This window comes from Oscillatoria sp. CS-180 (genome assembly GCF_028330965.1).
Taxonomy (GTDB): domain Bacteria; phylum Cyanobacteriota; class Cyanobacteriia; order Phormidesmidales; family Phormidesmidaceae; genus Halomicronema.
Genome location: NZ_JAQMUB010000048.1, coordinates 13,776 through 32,723, shown reverse-complemented (window position 1 = coordinate 32,723; position 18,948 = coordinate 13,776). Strand labels below are relative to the sequence as shown.

The 18,948-nt window shown below is 51.3% G+C and carries 14 protein-coding genes; 7 read left to right on the top strand and 7 right to left on the bottom strand.

Features of this window, described 5'->3' with window-relative positions:
• Positions 1 to 424: 424 nt before the first annotated feature.
• The 3 genes from PN498_RS12210 to PN498_RS12200 all read left to right on the top strand — a co-directional run bounded on the left by PN498_RS12210 (position 425) and on the right by PN498_RS12200 (position 4,583).
• Positions 425 to 2,035, top strand: coding sequence for an ATP-dependent DNA ligase (locus PN498_RS12210; RefSeq protein ID WP_272063064.1), 1,611 nt, complete (start codon positions 425 to 427; stop codon positions 2,033 to 2,035).
• Positions 2,036 to 2,424: 389 nt separating this feature from the next.
• The gene (locus tag PN498_RS12205) at positions 2,425 to 3,501 is read left to right on the top strand and encodes a glycosyltransferase (protein ID WP_272063062.1); all 1,077 of its coding nucleotides are present in this window, start codon (positions 2,425 to 2,427) and stop codon (positions 3,499 to 3,501) included.
• The gene (locus tag PN498_RS12200; protein ID WP_272063060.1) at positions 3,498 to 4,583 is read left to right on the top strand and encodes a glycosyltransferase; all 1,086 of its coding nucleotides are present in this window, start codon (positions 3,498 to 3,500) and stop codon (positions 4,581 to 4,583) included. Before PN498_RS12205 ends, PN498_RS12200 begins: the two co-directional genes overlap by 4 nt.
• Here PN498_RS12200 and PN498_RS12195 read toward each other — a convergent pair.
• On the bottom strand, positions 4,537 to 5,391 hold the full coding sequence (locus PN498_RS12195; protein ID WP_272063059.1) for a glycosyltransferase family 2 protein: 855 nt from the start codon (positions 5,389 to 5,391) through the stop codon (positions 4,537 to 4,539). The genes PN498_RS12200 and PN498_RS12195 overlap by 47 nt on opposite strands.
• The gene (locus PN498_RS12190) at positions 5,388 to 6,107 is read right to left on the bottom strand and encodes a hypothetical protein (protein ID WP_272063058.1); all 720 of its coding nucleotides are present in this window, start codon (positions 6,105 to 6,107) and stop codon (positions 5,388 to 5,390) included. The genes PN498_RS12195 and PN498_RS12190 overlap by 4 nt, the downstream gene beginning before the upstream one ends.
• Before the next feature lie 771 nt (positions 6,108 to 6,878).
• On the opposite strand from PN498_RS12190, the gene PN498_RS12185 reads away from it, so the two are divergent.
• From PN498_RS12185 to PN498_RS28590, 3 genes are all read left to right on the top strand, one after another.
• A complete protein-coding gene (locus PN498_RS12185; protein ID WP_272063057.1) occupies positions 6,879 to 7,358 on the top strand; it encodes a nuclear transport factor 2 family protein in 480 nt (159 codons plus the stop codon).
• A 181-nt stretch (positions 7,359 to 7,539) separates the two neighbouring features.
• Positions 7,540 to 8,274 carry a carbonic anhydrase gene (locus PN498_RS12180; protein ID WP_272063055.1) on the top strand — a complete coding sequence of 245 codons (735 nt, stop codon included), beginning with the start codon at positions 7,540 to 7,542 and terminating at the stop codon, positions 8,272 to 8,274.
• A 1,064-nt stretch (positions 8,275 to 9,338) separates the two neighbouring features.
• Positions 9,339 to 11,030, top strand: coding sequence for an MGH1-like glycoside hydrolase domain-containing protein (locus PN498_RS28590; RefSeq protein ID WP_442951416.1), 1,692 nt, complete (start codon positions 9,339 to 9,341; stop codon positions 11,028 to 11,030).
• 105 nt (positions 11,031 to 11,135) lie between these two features.
• On the opposite strand, the gene PN498_RS12170 is transcribed toward PN498_RS28590, so the two are convergent.
• Positions 11,136 to 12,230 carry a precorrin-8X methylmutase gene (locus tag PN498_RS12170; RefSeq protein ID WP_272063052.1) on the bottom strand — a complete coding sequence of 365 codons (1,095 nt, stop codon included), beginning with the start codon at positions 12,228 to 12,230 and terminating at the stop codon, positions 11,136 to 11,138.
• A gap of 67 nt (positions 12,231 to 12,297) precedes the next feature.
• Between PN498_RS12170 and PN498_RS12165 the strand changes: the two genes are divergently transcribed.
• Positions 12,298 to 14,280 (top strand): heavy metal translocating P-type ATPase, encoded by a 1,983-nt coding sequence (locus PN498_RS12165; protein ID WP_272063050.1) that lies wholly within the window; start codon positions 12,298 to 12,300, stop codon positions 14,278 to 14,280.
• A 73-nt stretch (positions 14,281 to 14,353) separates the two neighbouring features.
• Here the strand turns inward: PN498_RS12165 and PN498_RS12160 are convergent, their stop codons facing one another.
• The 4 genes from PN498_RS12160 to PN498_RS12145 all read right to left on the bottom strand — a co-directional run bounded on the left by PN498_RS12160 (position 14,354) and on the right by PN498_RS12145 (position 18,502).
• The gene (locus tag PN498_RS12160; RefSeq protein ID WP_272063049.1) at positions 14,354 to 15,040 is read right to left on the bottom strand and encodes a response regulator transcription factor; all 687 of its coding nucleotides are present in this window, start codon (positions 15,038 to 15,040) and stop codon (positions 14,354 to 14,356) included.
• Positions 14,997 to 16,475: a sensor histidine kinase gene (locus PN498_RS12155; RefSeq protein ID WP_272063048.1), complete on the bottom strand. Its 1,479-nt coding sequence runs from the start codon at positions 16,473 to 16,475 to the stop codon at positions 14,997 to 14,999. The genes PN498_RS12160 and PN498_RS12155 overlap by 44 nt, the downstream gene beginning before the upstream one ends.
• A complete protein-coding gene (locus PN498_RS12150) occupies positions 16,472 to 16,906 on the bottom strand; it encodes a DoxX family protein (protein ID WP_272063046.1) in 435 nt (144 codons plus the stop codon). Before PN498_RS12150 ends, PN498_RS12155 begins: the two co-directional genes overlap by 4 nt.
• Positions 16,907 to 17,185: 279 nt before the next feature.
• Positions 17,186 to 18,502, bottom strand: coding sequence for an NAD(P)/FAD-dependent oxidoreductase (locus PN498_RS12145; RefSeq protein WP_272063045.1), 1,317 nt, complete (start codon positions 18,500 to 18,502; stop codon positions 17,186 to 17,188).
• Between the last annotated feature and the right edge of the window lie 446 nt (positions 18,503 to 18,948).

Here is an 18,948-nt window from a genome sequence, read left to right as displayed (position 1 = left end):
GCTTTTAATGACCTAGTTCTTAGAGGATGAACATACTGAGGTCGGAGCCGTCTCTGGGTCACCAATATTTTTGGAATCTTTCAGATAAGGCGGCGTTGGATTCACAGAAAGTTCATGAAACAACTTTATGAAGACAGCACGGTTACCTCTTTAAGCAGTTTGAAGCTTCATGGCGGCCTCCGCTAGATTCAACAGTCTCCAAATCCCCACGACAATTCTGTCCCTTTTGCTTGAGCGACAGTTTGAGTCATCTAGTGCTTTGTCAACAGCATCCGAGTGCTTAGCCCATAGCCCAATGGCTCGCTTCTTGTCTTAACGGACTTAGCGATGGCCACAACATGCTGAGTCTTCTTCGTGCCCTAATCGTTATTTGCTCAAACTGGCGTTAGGGTAACTACATAGCCTAGAGCCTCCCCAAGCAGTTATGAAGCGGTTTACTGAGCTTTTTCAAGCGATTGATGCCACAACATCGACCAATGCCAAAGTAGATGCAATCCGACAGTACTTTGCTGAGGAAGACGCTGCGAATGCAGTGTGGGCACTTTATTTGTTGTTGAACAAGACGAGGCGACGGTTGATTACGTCGCGAGTGCTGCGGGATGTCTATTTAAGTATTTCCAACATCCCTGAATGGCTTTTCAAGGACTGCTATTCCCATGTGGGGGATTCTGCTGAAGTCATTGCTTTATTGCTAAGGGACACTCCTCTTGAAGGACAGTTGGCATCAGATATTCCTTTGCAGGAATGGATGGAGCAAATCATTCCTCTGGTGAAGGCAGTAGAGACAGAGGAAGAGCGTCATGAACTGATTGTGTCGTGGTGGCGATCGCTCAACGACTATGAGGTCTTTGTGCTAAACAAAGTGCTCACTGGAGCCTTTCGTGTGGGGGCCTCTGCCAAGTTGGTGATTAAGGGACTGGCAGCAGCCTCAGGGATTCCTGAAGCGGTTCTGGCCCATCGCCTGATGGGAGAATTTGAGCCTACTGTCGAGTTTTACGAAAACTTGCTCAGTGAAGAAGCGATTGAAGCGGCTCCCAGTCAGCCCTATCCGTTCTTCCTCGCATCTCAAATCGATGAAGAGAAGTTCCGTGAAGAGGATCATCGTCAGTGGTTGGCGGAATGGAAATGGGACGGCATCCGTGCTCAAGTCATCAAGCGAGCTGATGAGGTCTTCATTTGGTCACGGGGAGAAGATTTGGTGACAGAACAGTTCCCCGAGGTAGTGGAAGCGTTTCAGTCATTTCCTAATGGGCATGTGCTAGACGGTGAGATTCTCTGCTGGCAGGGCGATCGTCCCCTCACGTTTAACCATTTGCAAAAGCGTTTAGGTCGCAAGCGGGTGACCAAAAAGGTGATGGCAGAGAGTCCAGTGCGCTTTATTGCTTACGACCTGATTGAGCACACGAGTCACGATATTCGGGAAAAGCCGCTGCGCGATCGCAAGGCCCTGCTGCTGGAACTGCTCGACAAAAATCCCGATGACCGTATTGATCGATCAGTGGCTTTAGAATTCAGCTCATTTGAAGACTTGGAAGCCATGCGGGCGCGATCGCGTGAAGCAGGAGCAGAAGGACTGGTCATCAAGGCTTGGGACAGTCCCTATTTGGTGGGTCGCAAGCGCGGCTACTGGTGGAAATACAAAGTTGATCCTATGACGCTGGATGCCGTACTGATCTACGCCCAGGCGGGTAGCGGCAAACGAGCCAATCTCTTTACGGACTACACCTTTGCGCTATGGAAGGGAGACGATTTAGTTCCTTTCGCCAAAGCCTATTCCGGCTTGGATAATGAGGAGATTGAAAAGCTCGACCGCTGGATTCGTCGTCACACGATTGAACGATTTGGTCCCGTCCGCTCGGTAAAGCCTACCCATGTATTTGAAATCGGCTTTGAGGGCATCTCCGAATCTAAACGCCACAAGTCTGGGATTTCGGTGCGCTTTCCCCGCATCCTGCGCTGGCGGACCGATAAACCGATTGAGGAGGCTGATACCCTAGCTTCGGCCCAGGAGCTTTTGAAGGCCTATCAGCAGTAGAGCCGACAGATTTTGTAGGCACTTTTACCGGTTATTAAAATGCTGTCAATAGGATGCCTTTCCAAAAGAATAAAGGCATGGGCGATCGCAAACCATAAAAAGCAGATCGAGATGGATAGAGCAGATTGCTTCAAAATCAATGGTTCTCAATCTAAAGCTATTTGACTCGTTGATCTAACGCCACCATCAAAGTCCATCAAAGCTACCTCTGAAGGGAGATAGCCGCTTTAAATAAATTATTTTATAGTGTTTTAACAATCTTTATTTTCGAGATTAATGGTCATTAGGAATCGCCACTAATCTAGTTTCCTGATCAGACTAAAAGCTGTCGATTGCTTGTTGGAAAAGCATCGATAGTAGCTGATTGTGCCGTTCCAAGGATGCTTTGCGTGAAAATAGCTATTATTGCTCATTCCCATTACCCTATTTCTGAACCTTTTGCAGGTGGTTTAGAAGCCCATACTTTTCATCTCACAAAGCAGCTGCAGCTGTCTGGGCATAAGGTAACGTTATTCGCTGCTAGTGGATCTGATCAAACGTTGCCAATCGTTCCTTTTTTAGAGCCAACAGCAGTTGAACACTTTTCACCAAAACATCAAATTGTCGAGTACCGAGAAAATCGATATTCGGCACTGATGGATTTTTTGAAGCACAGTGATTTTGATGTCGTTCACAACAATAGTTTGCACTATGTTCCCTTGGAAAGAGTGAATGAATTGCCTATGCCTATGGTGACCGTACTGCATACGCCGCCATTTCCGAGTCTGGTATCTGGATTTAGGGCTGGGATGAAGGCTAGAAATCACTTCGTGATCAGTGTTTCAAAATCAGTTGCCCATGATTGGCAAAACAAACTGCCACAGCTAAAAACAACGTTGATTTATAACGGTGTTGATACTCGCTATTGGCTACCGTTTGGTCTGCCCCGAAAACAGGCTATTTGGGTCGGTCGGATTACTCCCGAAAAAGGAACCCATTGGGCTATCAAAGCGGCCAGTTTAGCCAACATTCACCTCAACATTTGTGGGCCGATTCATGATGCCGACTACTTTAACCAACAGGTCAAACCCCGACTCAACAAACAGACCGTTTATTTAGGGTGCTTGGATGCTCACACACTGGCGCGAGAAGTTGCGCAAGCCAGCGTTTTGTTATGTACTCCCTGTTGGGATGAGCCTTTTGGGTTGGTCGTTGCTGAGGCTTTAGCCAGTGGTACCCCCATTGCTGGATTCGACCGGGGAGCCTTGGCCGAGGTTTTAACACCAGAAACGGGAGTGCTAGTTCAAGAATGTGTAACTAGCTTGGCGATCGCCATCACTAAGGCTCAACGGTTATGTCGTCACGCCTGTCGCCGCCGAGCGATCAGACTATTTTCTTTAGACACCATGGTTCAGCGGTATGTCGAACTGTATCAAACGCTAGCAGCGAAATCTGCTCGTCGTTTCACCGCGACGGCTGCTCTATGAACACAGACACGCTCTTTTATTTTGTGAATGCTGACGGTTCTGGGCATACGCGCCGTGCTGAAGCTATCCTCAGCCATCTATCCATACCGACGGTGATTGGCTCCGAAAAACCTGAATTGTTCGCCGCGTCGTCATCCACCCTCACCCTTGTGAAGATTCCCTCGATGCGGGCGCCGGGCGATCGCCTGCTAGCGGACGATGTTTTGCATGTTCCCTATGGTCGCGATCGCGCCTATCTAGAGCGGGTTCGGGCCATTGCTGAAACCTGTCTGCACTACCGTTGTCGTCTAGCTGTGATCGACGTTTGCGTGGAAACGGCCCTACTGATGCGCCTTTGTGGCATTCCCTATCTGTACATGCGCATGAGCGGTCGCCGGGATGATGCGGCTCATCTCCAGTGTTACCGCGCCGCCACGGGTTTGATTGCCAGCTACCCTCGCGCCTTTGAAGAACCTTGGGTACCCGACTGGATGCGGGCTAAAACGCATTATGGAGGGGGCATTTTCGTTGCGCCAGAGGCAGTCCAACGACGGGCCTTGTCTTCCCGACCCTACATTCTTGTGATGCGGGGTAAAGGTATGAGTCAGCTCACATCATCGGCGATCGCCCAAGCCGCCTACCACATTCCAGAATACGACTGGATAGGTATTGGGTTTGATGCCCCACAAAGCGGCTCTAACTGGCAGATTTTGCCTTACGTGGCTGAACCAGACGCCTATTTGCAACAGGCTGATATCGTCATTGCCAACACCGGGAACAACAGCGTACTGGAAGTAGGCTATTGGCAAAAACCATTCATTACCCTACCGGAATGGCGCTTTTTTGATGAACAAATGGCCAAGGCTGAACAGTTGGCTCAGCATCATCTGGCCGTCGTGATGACCGACTGGCCTAACGCTGCTATTCAGTGGCGATCGCTCATCGAACAGGCAAAAGCGCTCTCAGTTGATGGGTGGCCGACAATCTTGTCGGATCAGGGTGCTCGGCAGGCGGCGGGCTACATTTCACAAGCTTTTGCCCAGCTACAACCCGACGCTATTGGCGAGCCGCCATTACCGCCGCCGCTGATGGCGGTGCAATGATATCAATCCTGTCAGCAATAGCCGTCCAGTGAATATAGCCCGCTTCAACAAATTGCTGTAGCCATTTTTCCATCGGCCACCAGCCCCATTTGTGATAGAAAGCCGTAGCATTTTTCACGATGTCGTGAAAGTGCTGTAAGGGTGGCGAATAGTGAGGATGGTGTTGATGATAAGCCTCCGCTCCTCCAGCCCAAACTAGCGGCACGTCTGCTGCTTTGGCCGCAAAAGCAAAGTCAGTATCTTCGGCACCATAACCCTGAAATTGCTCGTCAAACCCACCAATCGTCTCCCAGGTCGAGCGCATGAGGGCAAAGCTCAATGACCAAAAAAGAGGATAGTCATCCGTTGGGACTAACTGGTCAGGGGCAGGGTACATCCGGGCCGGGTGGGGTTGACCCCATTGGCGAAGGTCATCATACTGCCAAGTTTCCGGCAGCGATCGCGGCAAGTAGCAGACCCCTCCCATCGCGATCGCCTCAGGTCGTTGTGTAAGAGCGGTCTGATAGCCCTTCACCAAATCAGGTGCCGGAATACAATCCACATCCAGAAAGATGAGGTGCTCTCCCTGAGCGGTTACTGCTCCATGATTGCGAGCTGCTGCTAACGGCAGCGCAGTGGCAGAGTTGTGCACCATAGTTCCCACATAGGTCCCCTGAAAAAAATCCGGGGGGGCCTGTATGGGCTCATTCATATGCACGACGACCACCTCCGTCGGAGACTGGGTTGACTGCTGCACGCCTCGTAGCAAGTTGACCAAATGACGCTGACGATTTTTTACCAGCACCACAATGGCAAGGGAACTCGTCATGCCAGTGGTCCTTGATGAAAGCTAGCCTTTTCTGCTAAACGTCGTGCTTGTTGAGCTTGGTTGAAGACATTCTCAGCGTCTGTCAGCATGACGCTAGCTGAAGGAGGACGCATGTCCCACTGAACTTCCGACAGAAATAACAGCGTACCCGCAATGATAATCCCGGTGAACAAGAACGGCAGGGTGCTGAACGTGGGCAACAAGACAATTCCAATCCCATGAATGAGTCCCGCTAGCAGAAAAGTTCGCGATCGCAAACCGATCCCAGTCACTCCGTAGCCGATGGCGCTGATTCCCAGCCACAGCTGGCACAGATTCAATACAACCCAGCCCCAACCCAGAAAAATACCTGCATCTGTTAGCACTACCCCCAAGAGCATTAGCAATACCCAGGCATACACAACCCATCGCAATTGTTCGACACGGACCCAAAACCATGCCAAGGCGGCCATAGCCACTATGCCAATCACAGTCAACCCAGACCACAGCAGTGCTTGGCTATACCAATTCACCTGAGAAAATTGAGCCACGGTAAAAATAATTGCTGTAATCCAGCCCCATATCATAAAGGTTTGGTCGATCCGGGTGTAAGCCCCCGAAAATAACTGAAATTGCCCTAGCCGCCATTCGATTCGAAGCAATCCCCGCAAGTCCTGCACGTCCAATGCTTCTTGCTTGCAGCGGATCAGAGGCTCAGCTGAAGTGAAAAAGCTCATAGCGGTTAGCAGCTTCCCTAAGGTTTAAGAATAGTCGCGACATAAGTGTCTATAAACCTTACTCTAAAATCTATCGTCAGATAGAGGAAATAGGGATGCTGCGGTTTTGTCAGTTCGGTTAACGACATGGCAAAACTATCGCCAACATCGCATGGCTGTTTGCCTAAAACCTCATTAATCGACTATGGGGGTGGATTTAGGTAGCGTTAGCGGCGTGCGGTGGGAGCTTTGGGCAGGCTAAAGTCTACTCTATGTAGGAGATGAACTCTTTCAACCCTTTTGCGTTCTGCCATATGGGTTGACTTGCAAAAATTAATGCACAGAGCACGCATAGAGAAATAGGGCCAAAGCGATCAAGCACCCTAGCCCCAATAATCATTTAGCTATAAGAACACTAACTCAGCTCACAGCCTACGACCGTTCTGATGGAGGGTTTCGCCTCCCTTCGGCTGCAATGAAATGGAGGAAGCGACAAAAACTCCATAACCGCAGTTAATTGACCTGACTATTCCACTGCCTGTATTCCTGACGCCGCTCTCCTTCGGAACACAGTACTAGACCACAACGGCAAAACGTCTATGCAGTGCGAATATATAAACACCATAAGCTGGATATGCTCTGAGGTAATCTTCAGAAAGACAGGACCTCGTTTAATCTGTTTTCAGTAGAAAATTTCAGTTCATAACGCTTAGCCCTATGTCGTTTTGGGTAAGCCTAAACCTTCGCTAAGGAAGATCTTATTTGGGTCACCTTAGAGATATAGTGGCTCAAATGTTTAACAGACTTCTCTTGGGTTGGTTGGGAGGACTGCTGATATGGGGATACGCTGCTATCAGCGGCATCCACTGTCCTGAAGCAGCATCGTTGCCATCCCCATTTGACAGCGTGATGGCCGATTCTCTTGTTAACACCTTAATTTGTGATGCGATCGCCGCTTGGGAAAACGGTGACGCTGAGCAGTTTGCCAATCTGTTTACTGACACCGGTGAATTTATTGTGCCTGGAGATCGTTGGGTAGGCCAAGAAGCGATCCGACAGGTGACTGCTGATTTTTCTGCTGAGCATTCTGTCAAAATCGACGTGCATCAGATGATCGTTCAGGATCAGCGGATCGCTATTGAATGGTCATGGCAAGAAACGAACCGAGCCACTGGAGAGAGCAGTCGTGCCGATGACGTCATTGTGGTTACGATAACTAACGGGAAGATTCAACGATGGCGAGAATATATCGATACTCAATCGCCATCGTAAGGAGTCACCGCAATGGACCCCAGCGATCGCCTCAGGGGAAATCTCAATCTTTGTCCTTTTGCCCTGGGCTGCATTTAGGATAAAGAATGAAAAGGCTTTCCTGACGGAAAATTCCTGATAGCAGTTGGAAAAACGCAATCATTTCACTATGGATCGGCGACGGTTTTTGAGAATAGGGGGCATGGCAATCGCTTCCGTCGGTCTAACCTACTGGCCGCAGAGCAAGGCATTAGCCGACGACAGGATATGGGGATATGGGGACAACAACGGTCCAAAGCAGTGGTCCCAGTTGACCCCGCAGTATGCCTTGTGCCAGACGGGAACCCGCCAGTCTCCCATCGACCTGCAAGCCGAGGCCACAATCGAACCGATCACCGTCGAAATCCACTACCAGCCAACACCACTGACCATTTTGCATACGGGACAAACGATTCAATTGGTGGTTGATAATGCCAGCTACCTTAGTCTCGACAATCGGGACTACTCTCTACAACAGGTTCATTTCCATCACCCCAGTGAGCACACCCTATTCGGCAAACCATTTCCAATGGAGATGCACTTTGTCCATGCCGATGCAGCCAACCATCTGGTGGTATTGAGTGTCTTTTTGAAAGAAGGACCGGAAAATATCGAGTTGCGACCCATTTGGCGAACCATGCCGTCCCAGAAAACGCCGGCTCAGGTGATTTCCAATGTCCAGGTTGATTTGGAGCATTTGTTACCCCAAGGCCGTCGCTGCTTTCGCTATGACGGATCGCTGACGACTCCACCCTGCTCAGAAATAGTCCAGTGGATTATTTTTCAGGATGCGATCGCAATTTCCTCGACTCAGCTCAAAGCGTTTGCTAGTCTATTTCCGACAAATGCTCGGTCTGTGCAACCGCTCAACCAGCGTTCTGTCCTGCAATCTTTATAGGTTCAGCCCCCTACTCCCTTGTTCCTCACTCATGGAGACCCCCAATGACGCCCGAACATCAGCGCTTACAGGATACTGAAGGAGCAGGTACACCCTGGAAAAAATGGGGTCCCTATTTGAGCGATCGCCAGTGGGGAACAGTGCGAGAGGATTACAGTGCAACGGGGTCAGCGTGGGATTATTTCTCTCACCAGCAGTCTCATCAACGAGCCTATCGCTGGGGAGAGGATGGCATTCTGGGGATTTCTGACGAGCAGCAGCGGCTCTGTTTCGCGATCGCGCTTTGGAACGGCAACGATCCGGTGTTGAAAGAACGCTACTTTGGCCTTACAGGAAATCAAGGTAATCACGCTGAGGACGTCAAAGAATACTATTTTTACCTCGACAGTACGCCGACCCACTCTTACATGAAGGGGCTGTACAAATATCCTCAAGCGGCTTACCCCTATGACGAATTGGTCGAACAAAATCAGCAGTTGAGCAAACACCAACCCGAGTATGAGCTGTTAGATACGGGTGTCTTTGCAGAGAGTCGCTATTTTGACGTGTTCGTAGAATATGCCAAAGCTTCCCCCGAAGATGTACTTATTCAAATCACCATAGTCAACCGAGGACCGGAAACGCAAACGCTGCAAGTCTTGCCGACGCTCTGGTTTCGCAATACCTGGAGTTGGGACGTGGAGGCCCAAAAACCCCGCATCAAGTTAGCGGATACGCGCTCAGAGGTCAGCACATTAGAAGCCATCCATAGCGACTTAGGCTCTCGCTATCTCTATTGTGAAAACTCTGCCAAGGAACCAACCCAGAGTCCTCTGCTGTTTACTGAAAACGAAACCAATTATCAAGCCATTTATGGTTCTAAAAACCCGTCTCCCTATGTCAAAGATGCGTTTCATCGCTATGTCATCAATGGCGAGACGGACGCTGTGAATCCCGACAGCATTGGGACCAAGGCTGCAGCCCAATACACCTTACAGGTTGCTCCCGGAGAAACTCGTTTCGTTCGTTTGCGATTCAGTGACGTGTCCTCTCTCGCAGAACCGTTTGATCGCTTCGAAGCGCTGATGCAGCAGCGGCAGCAAGAAGCAGATGCCTTCTATCAGGCTGTGACTCCGTTTGATATCAGTGCAGAAGAGCGTTCTATCCAGCGTCAGGCCTTCGCAGGGTTAATGTGGGTCAAGCAGTTCTATGCTTACGACGTTTCTCGTTGGCTGAAGGGTGATCCCACCATGCCACCGCCACCCATGGGACATCAGCAGGGGCGCAATTCTGAATGGCAACATCTCGACGCCAACGACATTATTTCCATGCCCGACAAATGGGAATATCCCTGGTTTGCGGCTTGGGATACCGCATTTCACTGTATTCCGATTGCTGCCATTGACCCAGACTTTGCCAAGGTCCAACTCGATATCATGACGCGGGAATGGTACATGCATCCGAATGGTCAGATTCCTGCTTATGAGTGGGCGTTTGGCGATGTCAATCCGCCTGTCCATGCGTGGGCTACCTGGCGCGTTTATAAGATTGAAGAGAAGCTGCGCGGCAAAGGCGATCGCCTCTTTTTGGAGCGAGTCTTTCAAAAACTACTGCTGAACTTTACCTGGTGGGTGAACCGCAAAGACGCTGGGGGCAACAACGTTTTCGAAGGGGGCTTTTTGGGACTGGACAACATTGGTGTGTTCGATCGCAGTGCCCCTTTGCCAACAGGCGGCTACATGGAACAGTCGGACAGCACTAGCTGGATGGCGATGTACTGTCTCAATATGCTGACAATTGCTTTGGAGCTAGCCAAAGAGAATATGGTCTACGAAGACATGGCGACCAAGTTCTTCGAGCATTTCATCTATATTGCGGACGCCATGAACCACATCGGCCCGGATCGAACTCAGCTGTGGGATGAAGAGGATGGGTTCTTCTACGATGTGCTGCATTTTTCAAACGGCGATCGCCAGCGCTTAAAAATTCGCTCCATGGTCGGGCTCATTCCTCTCTTTGCAGTCATGACGCTAGAGCCTGACCTGCTGGAACAGGTTCCCGGTTTCAAAGCACGCTTGGAATGGTTTATCCAGAACCGTCCCGAGCTGAAGAAAAACGTTGCTTGTATGGAAGCCCAAGGTCTGGGAGCACGGAGACTGTTGGCCCTCTGCTACGCCACCCGAGATCACGTTGAGCCCCATGATAAATTACGGCGCATTCTGACCAAACTGTTAGACGAGTCAGAATTTCTCAGCCCCTATGGAGTTCGGGCATTGTCTCGCTACCATGCTGAGCATCCCTATCACTTCAAGGCCAACGGTCAGGACTTTTACGTTCACTACGAGCCCGCTGAATCAACCAGTCGCTTGTTCGGTGGTAATTCCAACTGGCGGGGTCCGGTCTGGTTCCCCGTGAATTATCTGCTGATTGAGTCATTGCAAAAATTTCATCACTACCTAGGCGATGACTTCCGGGTAGAGTGTCCGACCGGATCGGGAAACTGGATGAACCTGTGGGAAGTTGCGTCGGAGCTATCGCGGCGGCTGACGACTATCTTTTTGCCAGACGATAAGGGCGATCGCCCCCTCTATGGCGGCCCTGGTCCTTTTCAGTCAGATCCCCATTGGCGTAATCACATTCTCTTTTACGAGTATTTTCATGGTGATAACGGCGCAGGCATCGGAGCCAGTCACCAAACGGGTTGGACTGCCCTCGTCGCCAAGCTCATTCAGCAACAGGGACGGTATAGCCCTAGCCATGCTACTGAAGGCCATTGAGAAGGCAAAATGGATTGCTTTTATAGCGGTATGCATTTGAGTCAAGCACACCCCATTCCTTGCTCCCTCAATAGTTTGACGGTGCTGGAGATTTTCTTGTATGACTCAGCCCAGGTAGCAATGACAATCGGGCTTTTCAATCAGCGATGCAGCAAGGCGATTGAAGGCAACTGCTGCTAAGAGTCCGCCTCCCAATGTTCCCTCTACGGTTAGGTAAGGAATATTGAGCTGCATCAGTTGACGCTTGGCGGCAGGGGCATGGCTAAAGCCGAGGGGTAGGCCAATGATGAGTGCAGGCTGACGATGGTCTTTAGAAACCGCCTCACACAGCTTGATCAATATTGAAGGGGCATAGCCCACAACCCAAATGTTGCCGTCGATTAGCTGACAAAGTCGCTCCTGACTGTCTGTTGCTTGCCAGAAGGTTTGCTCAGCATCGGCAACGCTACTAATGTGAGGATTTTCTAGCAGTGTCGTCCATTGGCAGCCTAAATGGACCAGCCGAGTTTGATCCAGAGTATTGGTCACTGCTGGCACATCGCCAACAACGGTGCAGCCCCTCTGAAGAGAATCGCGAGCTGCTTTGATTGCCCCTTTACTAAAGCGGACAAACGCTGCCAGGCTGACATCGCCGCAGGCTAGAACCAGGTGAGACAAAACATCTACCTCGATTTCGGGGCGTTGGGACAGATCGGGGAGCAATTGCTGGAGGGCTTCGCGAAAGTTTTCAGGATGGTCAGATGTGGCAGCGTCGAGGTGATGCCAGAGATCTTCGCTGAGGGATTGAGCACTTTGGGTAGCGGCTTCCAAGAGCCGAAGCTGAGCGATCGCATCTGCCTGCATCGACTGACAGCCGCGATCGCGTCCCAGCAGACTTTCCAAAGCGGTTGCGGTTTGCCGCAATTTAATGAGTCGCTGCAAAACCGTCTGATACTGCTGCTGAAGCTGAGATAACAGCGAATTCGTCCCGTTGAACTCAGCCTGTTCGGTCAACATCTGTTTGATGTGGGAAAGCTGAAAGCCTTGCTGTTTTAACGCCACAATGCGCCTGAGTCGCTGCACATCGGTATCGCTATACAGTCGATAGTTGCCCTCGGAGCGCTCTGGCTGCGGCAGTAGCCCAACCTCGTGATAGTGCCGCACCATACGAGGCGTAATGCCGTGGCCGACAGTTTGAGTGAATTCTTTGATGGTCAACATAGCCTTGACTTTAACATCGATGTCAAGGTTTATTCTGATGTCCCTGACACAATGAACTTTAGTTGGTATGGCTCACAGTTTTCCTACCCCTTGGCAGCGGCGATTTCAGAATGGGTTGCAGACGTATCCGGAGGCGATCGCCGCAGCGACCTGTGGACTACTGACACTCCTAGGTTGGTTATCGCTGGCTGGGAATTGGATTGGCAGTGGTATTTGGATCTTATTGGCAGCTTATGTAATTGGTGGGTTTGATAGTGCCCGAGAAGGATTAACAACGTTGTGGCAAGAGCGGGAACTAGATGTTGACCTGTTGATGATCGTGGCAGCAGTCGGGGCGGCCATTCTCGGTTTATGGCAGCAGGAGTACTACCTGCTGGTGGATGGCGCAGTGCTCATTTTGATCTTTGCCATCAGTGGCGCCCTCGAAAGTATTGCCATGCATCGGACCGAGCGTAATATCCGCAGTTTGATGCAGCTTGCGCCTGATCGAGCCAGAGTGATTTCGCAGGGCCAGGAGCAGATGGTGGCCACGCAGCAGTTGCAGGTAGGCGATCGCATCTTGATTAAACCAGGGGAACTCATTCCGACGGATGGCCTGATTCAGGACGGCCATAGCACTGTGAATCAAGCACCCCTCACCGGGGAATCCATTCCAGTAGAGAAGGCGATGGGTGATGAAGTGTTTGCCGGCACTATTAACGGTAATGGGGCTTTGACCGTGAAGTTGCACAAGCCGCCGGAGAGTAGCCTGATTCAGCGAGTGATTCGATTGGTGGAACAGGCTAAAACCTCAGCTCCGCCATCCCAACAGTTTTTGGAAACCTTTGAGCGGGGGTATGCCAAAGTCATTGTCGGCGTAGGGCTACTGCTGGCGTTCCTGCCACCGTTGCTGTTGCAGTGGAGTTGGGAAACCACGATCTACCGCGCCCTGATTTTTTTAGTGGTGGCTTCACCCTGTGCGTTGATGGCGGCGATCATGCCAACATTGCTGTCCGGCATTGCCCGAGGGGCACGCCAGGGCATCTTGTTCAAAGATGGGGCGCAGTTGGAAACGATAGGTCAGGTGCAGGCGATCGCCTTCGACAAAACAGGCACCCTCACTACTGGCATCCTTCAGGTCAGTGACGTGATTCCTGCCCCAAGCGTTGAGGCGAACCGAGTGCTGCAAGTTGCGGCCTCTTTGGAAGCCTATTCAGAACACCCTATCGCGGAAGCTGTAGTACGGGCCGCCCAAAGGCAAAATTTATCCTTGCTCCCAACTCGCGCAGTCCAGGCAGAAGTCGGGCAGGGGATCTCTGGCACCTTGGAAGGCACTGCCGTGCGACTTGGAAAATCGGCATTCGTTGGGGCCAATGCATCCCTAGCAGCCGTAGGCACAGCTGCACCAAAAACCGTTGTAGAACAAAGGGAACCTGCGTCCGAACTGCGTCAGGCAAGTCAACGGCTCGAACGGGAAGGGAAGACCGTTATTTGGATCGGTCAGCAACAACGGGTACTGGGCCTACTTGCTGTTGCCGATCAGGTGCGCCCGATGGCTCCTAGCTTGCTCAACAACCTTCGACAACTGGGCATCCATGCCACAGTCATGCTCACTGGCGACAACGACGTTACGGCGCAAACCGTTGCTCAGTCCGTCGGCGTTGACACCGTTTATGCCAATCTCTTACCCGAAGACAAAGTTGCGGCTATTCAACAACTGCAACAGCACTACCACACCGTGGCGATGGTCGGCGATGGTATCAATGATGCCCCGGCGCTGGCTCAGGCTTCGGTCGGCATTGCCATGGGGGGCGCAGGCAGCGATGTTGCTCTGGAAACTGCCGATATTGTTCTCATGGCCGATCGCCTCGAAAAGCTGGAGCAGGCCATTCGCATTGGCAAGACGTCACAGCGCATTATTCGGCAAAACATTGCGATCGCCCTGACCTCCATCGCCCTGCTGATGATTGCCAATTTTCTCGGTGAACTCACCCTACCTGCTGGGGTTCTAGGCCACGAAGGTTCGACGCTATTGGTGACCTTGAATGGATTGAGACTGCTGAGAAGTTAGATCATCCTGTCAGGTCGTCATGCAGCAAGCAGCCTCCAGCGCTGTAGCTGTTTGTCGAGGCCGGTTTAGCCCCTCAAGGCCGATTCGTTTGACGCCTCAATCGATAGCCCATGCCACGTACCGTTTCAATGTAGCCATCACCAAACTTACGACGCAGGTGGCGAATATAGACTTCGATGATGTTGGATCCGGGGTCGTAGTCGTAGCCCCAGACGCGGTTTAGCAGCTGCTCTTTGCTCATCACCTGCATAGGATGCCGCAGCAGCACTTCTGCTAATACAAACTCTTTGGCAGATAGCTCGACTCGGCGATCGCCCACCCAGGCTTGTCGCGTCAGCAGGTTCAACGACAGGTTATCAACAGTGAGGACGGTTTCAGATGGAGTAGCGGTCTGCAAGTGGCGATCGCGCAGTTGCACCTTGATCCGCGCGAGCAGTTCTTCAAATCGAAAGGGTTTGGTCATGTAGTCGTTTGCACCACCTTCCAGTGCCATCACCGTATCGTCTACACCATCACGAGCTGTAAGCACAATAATGGGCAATGTCTCGCCCTGGCCGCGAACTTCTCGCAGCACCGCAAGACCATCTTTGCCAGGTAGCCCCAGGTCAAGAATGAGCAAATCAAAGTCGTTGCTGCTGGCTAGATTGGCAGCCTGATTTCCATCTTCAACAACCAGCGTCGTGAATCCGTGAGCCTTCAGGCCGGCCTTGAGAAAGTCAACGATATGCGGATTGTCTTCCGCGATAAGAATGCGATTCATGGGTCAACGATTCAAACGGTAAAACGGGTGGTTCAAGGGGCAAAATCAGAGTGAATGTGGACCCTTTGCCAAGCGTACTGGATAGCTCGACTCGACCACCGTGGGCAGCAACGATTGCAGTCACAATCGATAGCCCTAGTCCAACCCCTTCGAACTGACGGTTGTTGTCGGTAGCCCGAGTAAAACGTTCAAAAATGCGAGTCTGGTCCTCAGGGGCGATACCTTCACCAGCATCGCGTACCCATACCCGAAACTCATCCCCGACGACGGCAGATCCCAAAGCAATGACGTCTCCGGATCGAGTATGACGCACGGCGTTTTGCAGCAAATTCATCACTGCCTGAGAAAAGCGCTGACGATCAATAGTGACTGGATAAAGCCCCTTCGCTTCTAGCCGCCAGTCGCGATCAGGATTCAGCGATCGCGCTTTTAGATAAAGCTCCTCCGTCAGCCAATCTAGATCTTCTGGCTGCAAGATAAGAAAATCAGGACGCTCGGCTTTTGCAAGTAGCAGCAGGTCATTCACCAGGCGATTCATCTGCTGTAGTTCATAGGTGATCAGCGTAATGGTTTCGGCCTGTTTTTCAGGACGGTAGGCCAGGATTTCAAGTTGTCCCTGAATGACCGTAATTGGTGTCCGTAGCTCATGACTCACGTCTTTAAGAAACTCTTGCTGCTCATCGAAAGCATTTTGCAGGCGATCGAGCATATCGTTGAAGGTCGCTGTCACGGCTGTAATTTCGTCAGAGCCTTGAATTGGAATGCGCTGAGTCATGTCAAATTCTGTGATCTGGCGGGCCGTTTGGTTCATCAGCCGCAACGGTCTCAATAGCCGTCCTGCTGTAACCCAGGCAATCAAGAAGAAGACACCCAGTACGGCGGTCGAAACCTTGAGGACCAGCCCAATGGCCCCTGTTCCCGACTGGTAGGCAATCGTTTGATCTTCGATCGCAACAAAAACCCCTCTGACTTCATGATCGATCACTAGCGGCTCAGCAGCGTAGGCAATGTTTCGATGCTCCCCTTGTAAGCGCTCTTGTTGAGGCGCTGCCAAACTGGCCCAGGTCGCCTTCAGGGTTGGCTCTTGGGCTAGCCAATCCGGTAAGGACTCACTCGCTCGATAAAACTGTCCGTCAATAAAGGTGAGCACCGATTCATCTTCAGCGGGAATATGATTGTCGACAATTTGGTCAAATAGGGCTGCGACGTCCTGCTGGGTGGGCTGCTGAGTGGTTAATGGCTCAGCTGTTTGCTGAAACCGCTGTACCTCTTCGGCTAAAGCGGCGTCGGCTTGCTCAAACAGGCGATCGCAGTAGATTTGCCGCGTTACCCAGACTGCTATGCCCGTAGTCGAAACGGCAAGCAAAAAGTACCAGGCCAATAGGCGAATACGAAAGCTCCCAAAAGACATCAACCACTCAGACAGGTATTTCATCGCAGGACTTCCTCCTGTTCGTGAAGCTCAGTGTAATAAGCGGGGGCAACGGTGGAACGACTCAGGCTTACAGGCCCTGATCCGTAGGCTACCACCATCAGTAAGCCACCAATAATGGCTAGATTTTTCAAGAACTGGATAAGCTGTGAGGGATCCACAATGGGATTGTGAAACACGAGCGTAGCCGGAATCAAAAACGCTAGGAGTAGACCGGCACCGATGCGAGCTTTGTATCCCAGAATGAGCGAGATGCTACCCAGAAAGACAAAAGCAATAGTGGAAAGGGTGACTAAAGGTGCTAGGGGTAAGCCAGCATTTGCAATTTGCTGCTGTGTTCCCGAAAAGTCAGAAATTTTGCCGATACCGCTGTGAAGAAAGATGATTGCGATCGCAGTGCGGGCCACTAGTGGAACGTATTTTTGTATAAGCATGGAATTTTCTCCTAACTGTTAGGTGATGGGTCAGACATTGAGTAACAATTGCGGTCAAAACATCGTGTCGGTGGAAAGATTAAAGCACTCTAAACCTCAGGCTTTGTACCTAAGACTTGATGCAATGGAGCCAGGATCTGTCATCGGTATTTGGCGCTTAAATGCTCTATTTTAGAGGCGGTTTTAGCCCCTAGCTGACCAACGGAGGGCTGAGCAATGGAGGATGGACGCCAATAGTGCTTGTGCCACGAGGCTTCTGGAATCGATAGATGACGCACCCTAGCTAGTGCAGGTACGGGTGTGGGAGGACGGTCTTGAAAAGGCTGCTTTGGGTGTGAGAATAAGCCGAATGGGGCGATCGCCATGACCGTAGCCGTGCAGCCAATTCAGCAGCACCATCAACCGATTACGAAATCCGGGTAGGTAGACCAAATGAACGCTGAGCCACATTAACCAGGGTAGAAATCCCGTCAGCAAGATGGGACCAATTTTGCCGACGCCTGCGTAGCCACCAATGATTGCCAGCCGTCCTTTGTTGAGATAGCGGAACGGCTGCGGCGCTTGCCCACGCAACTGACGACGAATATTGCGAGCGACGGCAACGCCCTGCTGTAACGCTTCTGGGGCCACACCCGTCAGGGGTTTACCGTTTTGCTCACCATAGGCCAAATCGCCGATGGCATAGACGTTTTCACGGTCGATGAGTTGCAGGGTCGATTGAACTTTCAGCTTGCGCTTAGCCGCCGTTTCAGGAACAGTCTCTGCTGTTGGCAGGGCCGCTTCTAAACCTGCTGCCCACACCACGGTTCCAGCAGGCAGCAATGAGCCGTCAGAAAATTCGACCGAGTGTTCGGTTATCCGGTTTACCCGGGTTTGGAAATGAACCTTGACGCCAAGCTTACGCAGCTTGCGTGTGGTGTAGTGTCCTAGTCGTGCGGGTAGGTTAGTCAATAAGTTATTACCCGACTGCACCAGCACAATTTGCATTTCGCGCCAGTCTAAATTGGGATAGTCGTGGCGGAGCGATCGCTGTAGCTCTGTCAGCGTACCCGCCATCTCAACCCCTGTGGGTCCGCCGCCCACTATCACAAAGGTCAGAAGCTGCTGCCGTCGCGTTTGAACAGGCTCTTGTTCAGCCTGTTCAAACCGTTGCAGGATATGGTTTCGCAGCGCTACAGACTGGTCTAACGTTCTCAACGGAAAGGCGTGGTCAGCGGCTCCAGGTACTCCCAGGTATTGAGTTTGACTGCCTGTTGCCAGCACCAGATAGTCATAGGGCAGTACCGAATTTACCGTCTCAACGACCTGATGTTCAAAATCAATTTTTTTTACATCGGCCATCAAGAAGCGGGTGAGAGCCGTTCGTCGCACCACCGTTCGCAGGGGATAGGCAATACTTTCAGGTTCGATTTGAGATGCTGCGACCTGATATAGCAACGGCACAAACGTGTTGTAGTTGTTGCGATCGACCAGCAACACCTCAGCGCCACTGTGGGCTAAAGACTGGGCTACCTGCATGCCCCCAAAACCGGCACCTACGATAACGACTCTGGGGGGACCGCTTGAAGGCGTTGAAAATCTGGAGGGAATGAGCATGGGTTGACTGCCTCAAGTGAGCGATGGTCTTAGCATCGCGAGTCAGCTCGTGCTCTACCTGAATTCAAGCTGAAAAAAAATTCAGGCTGTAAAAAGACGTGATCTGACAGTGCAGCTGTGTTGATCAATCTACCCAGAGTGTGGCTCAGCACCTCTTTGAGCAGGTTGTAGACCAAGTGGTAATAAGGAACTGTTCTCACTGTCTAACCCTTTGTCCCCTAATTTTTGCGATGGGGCTTGACTCAACAGGTAGGATGTTTTTCCAAAGAGTATGTCAAGTTTGCAATTCCCCTGTATCGCCCTCTTATTCCTCTTCTCGTAAGCTTGGGAAGAGATGTAAAGTGAGGGTTGCAAGGGATATGCTCTTTGTCTCCCTCTCATGCAAGACCCATGACAAAAATCAAGTCTGATTGAGTGTTTTCCTCAAAAACAGGGAATAGTGATTA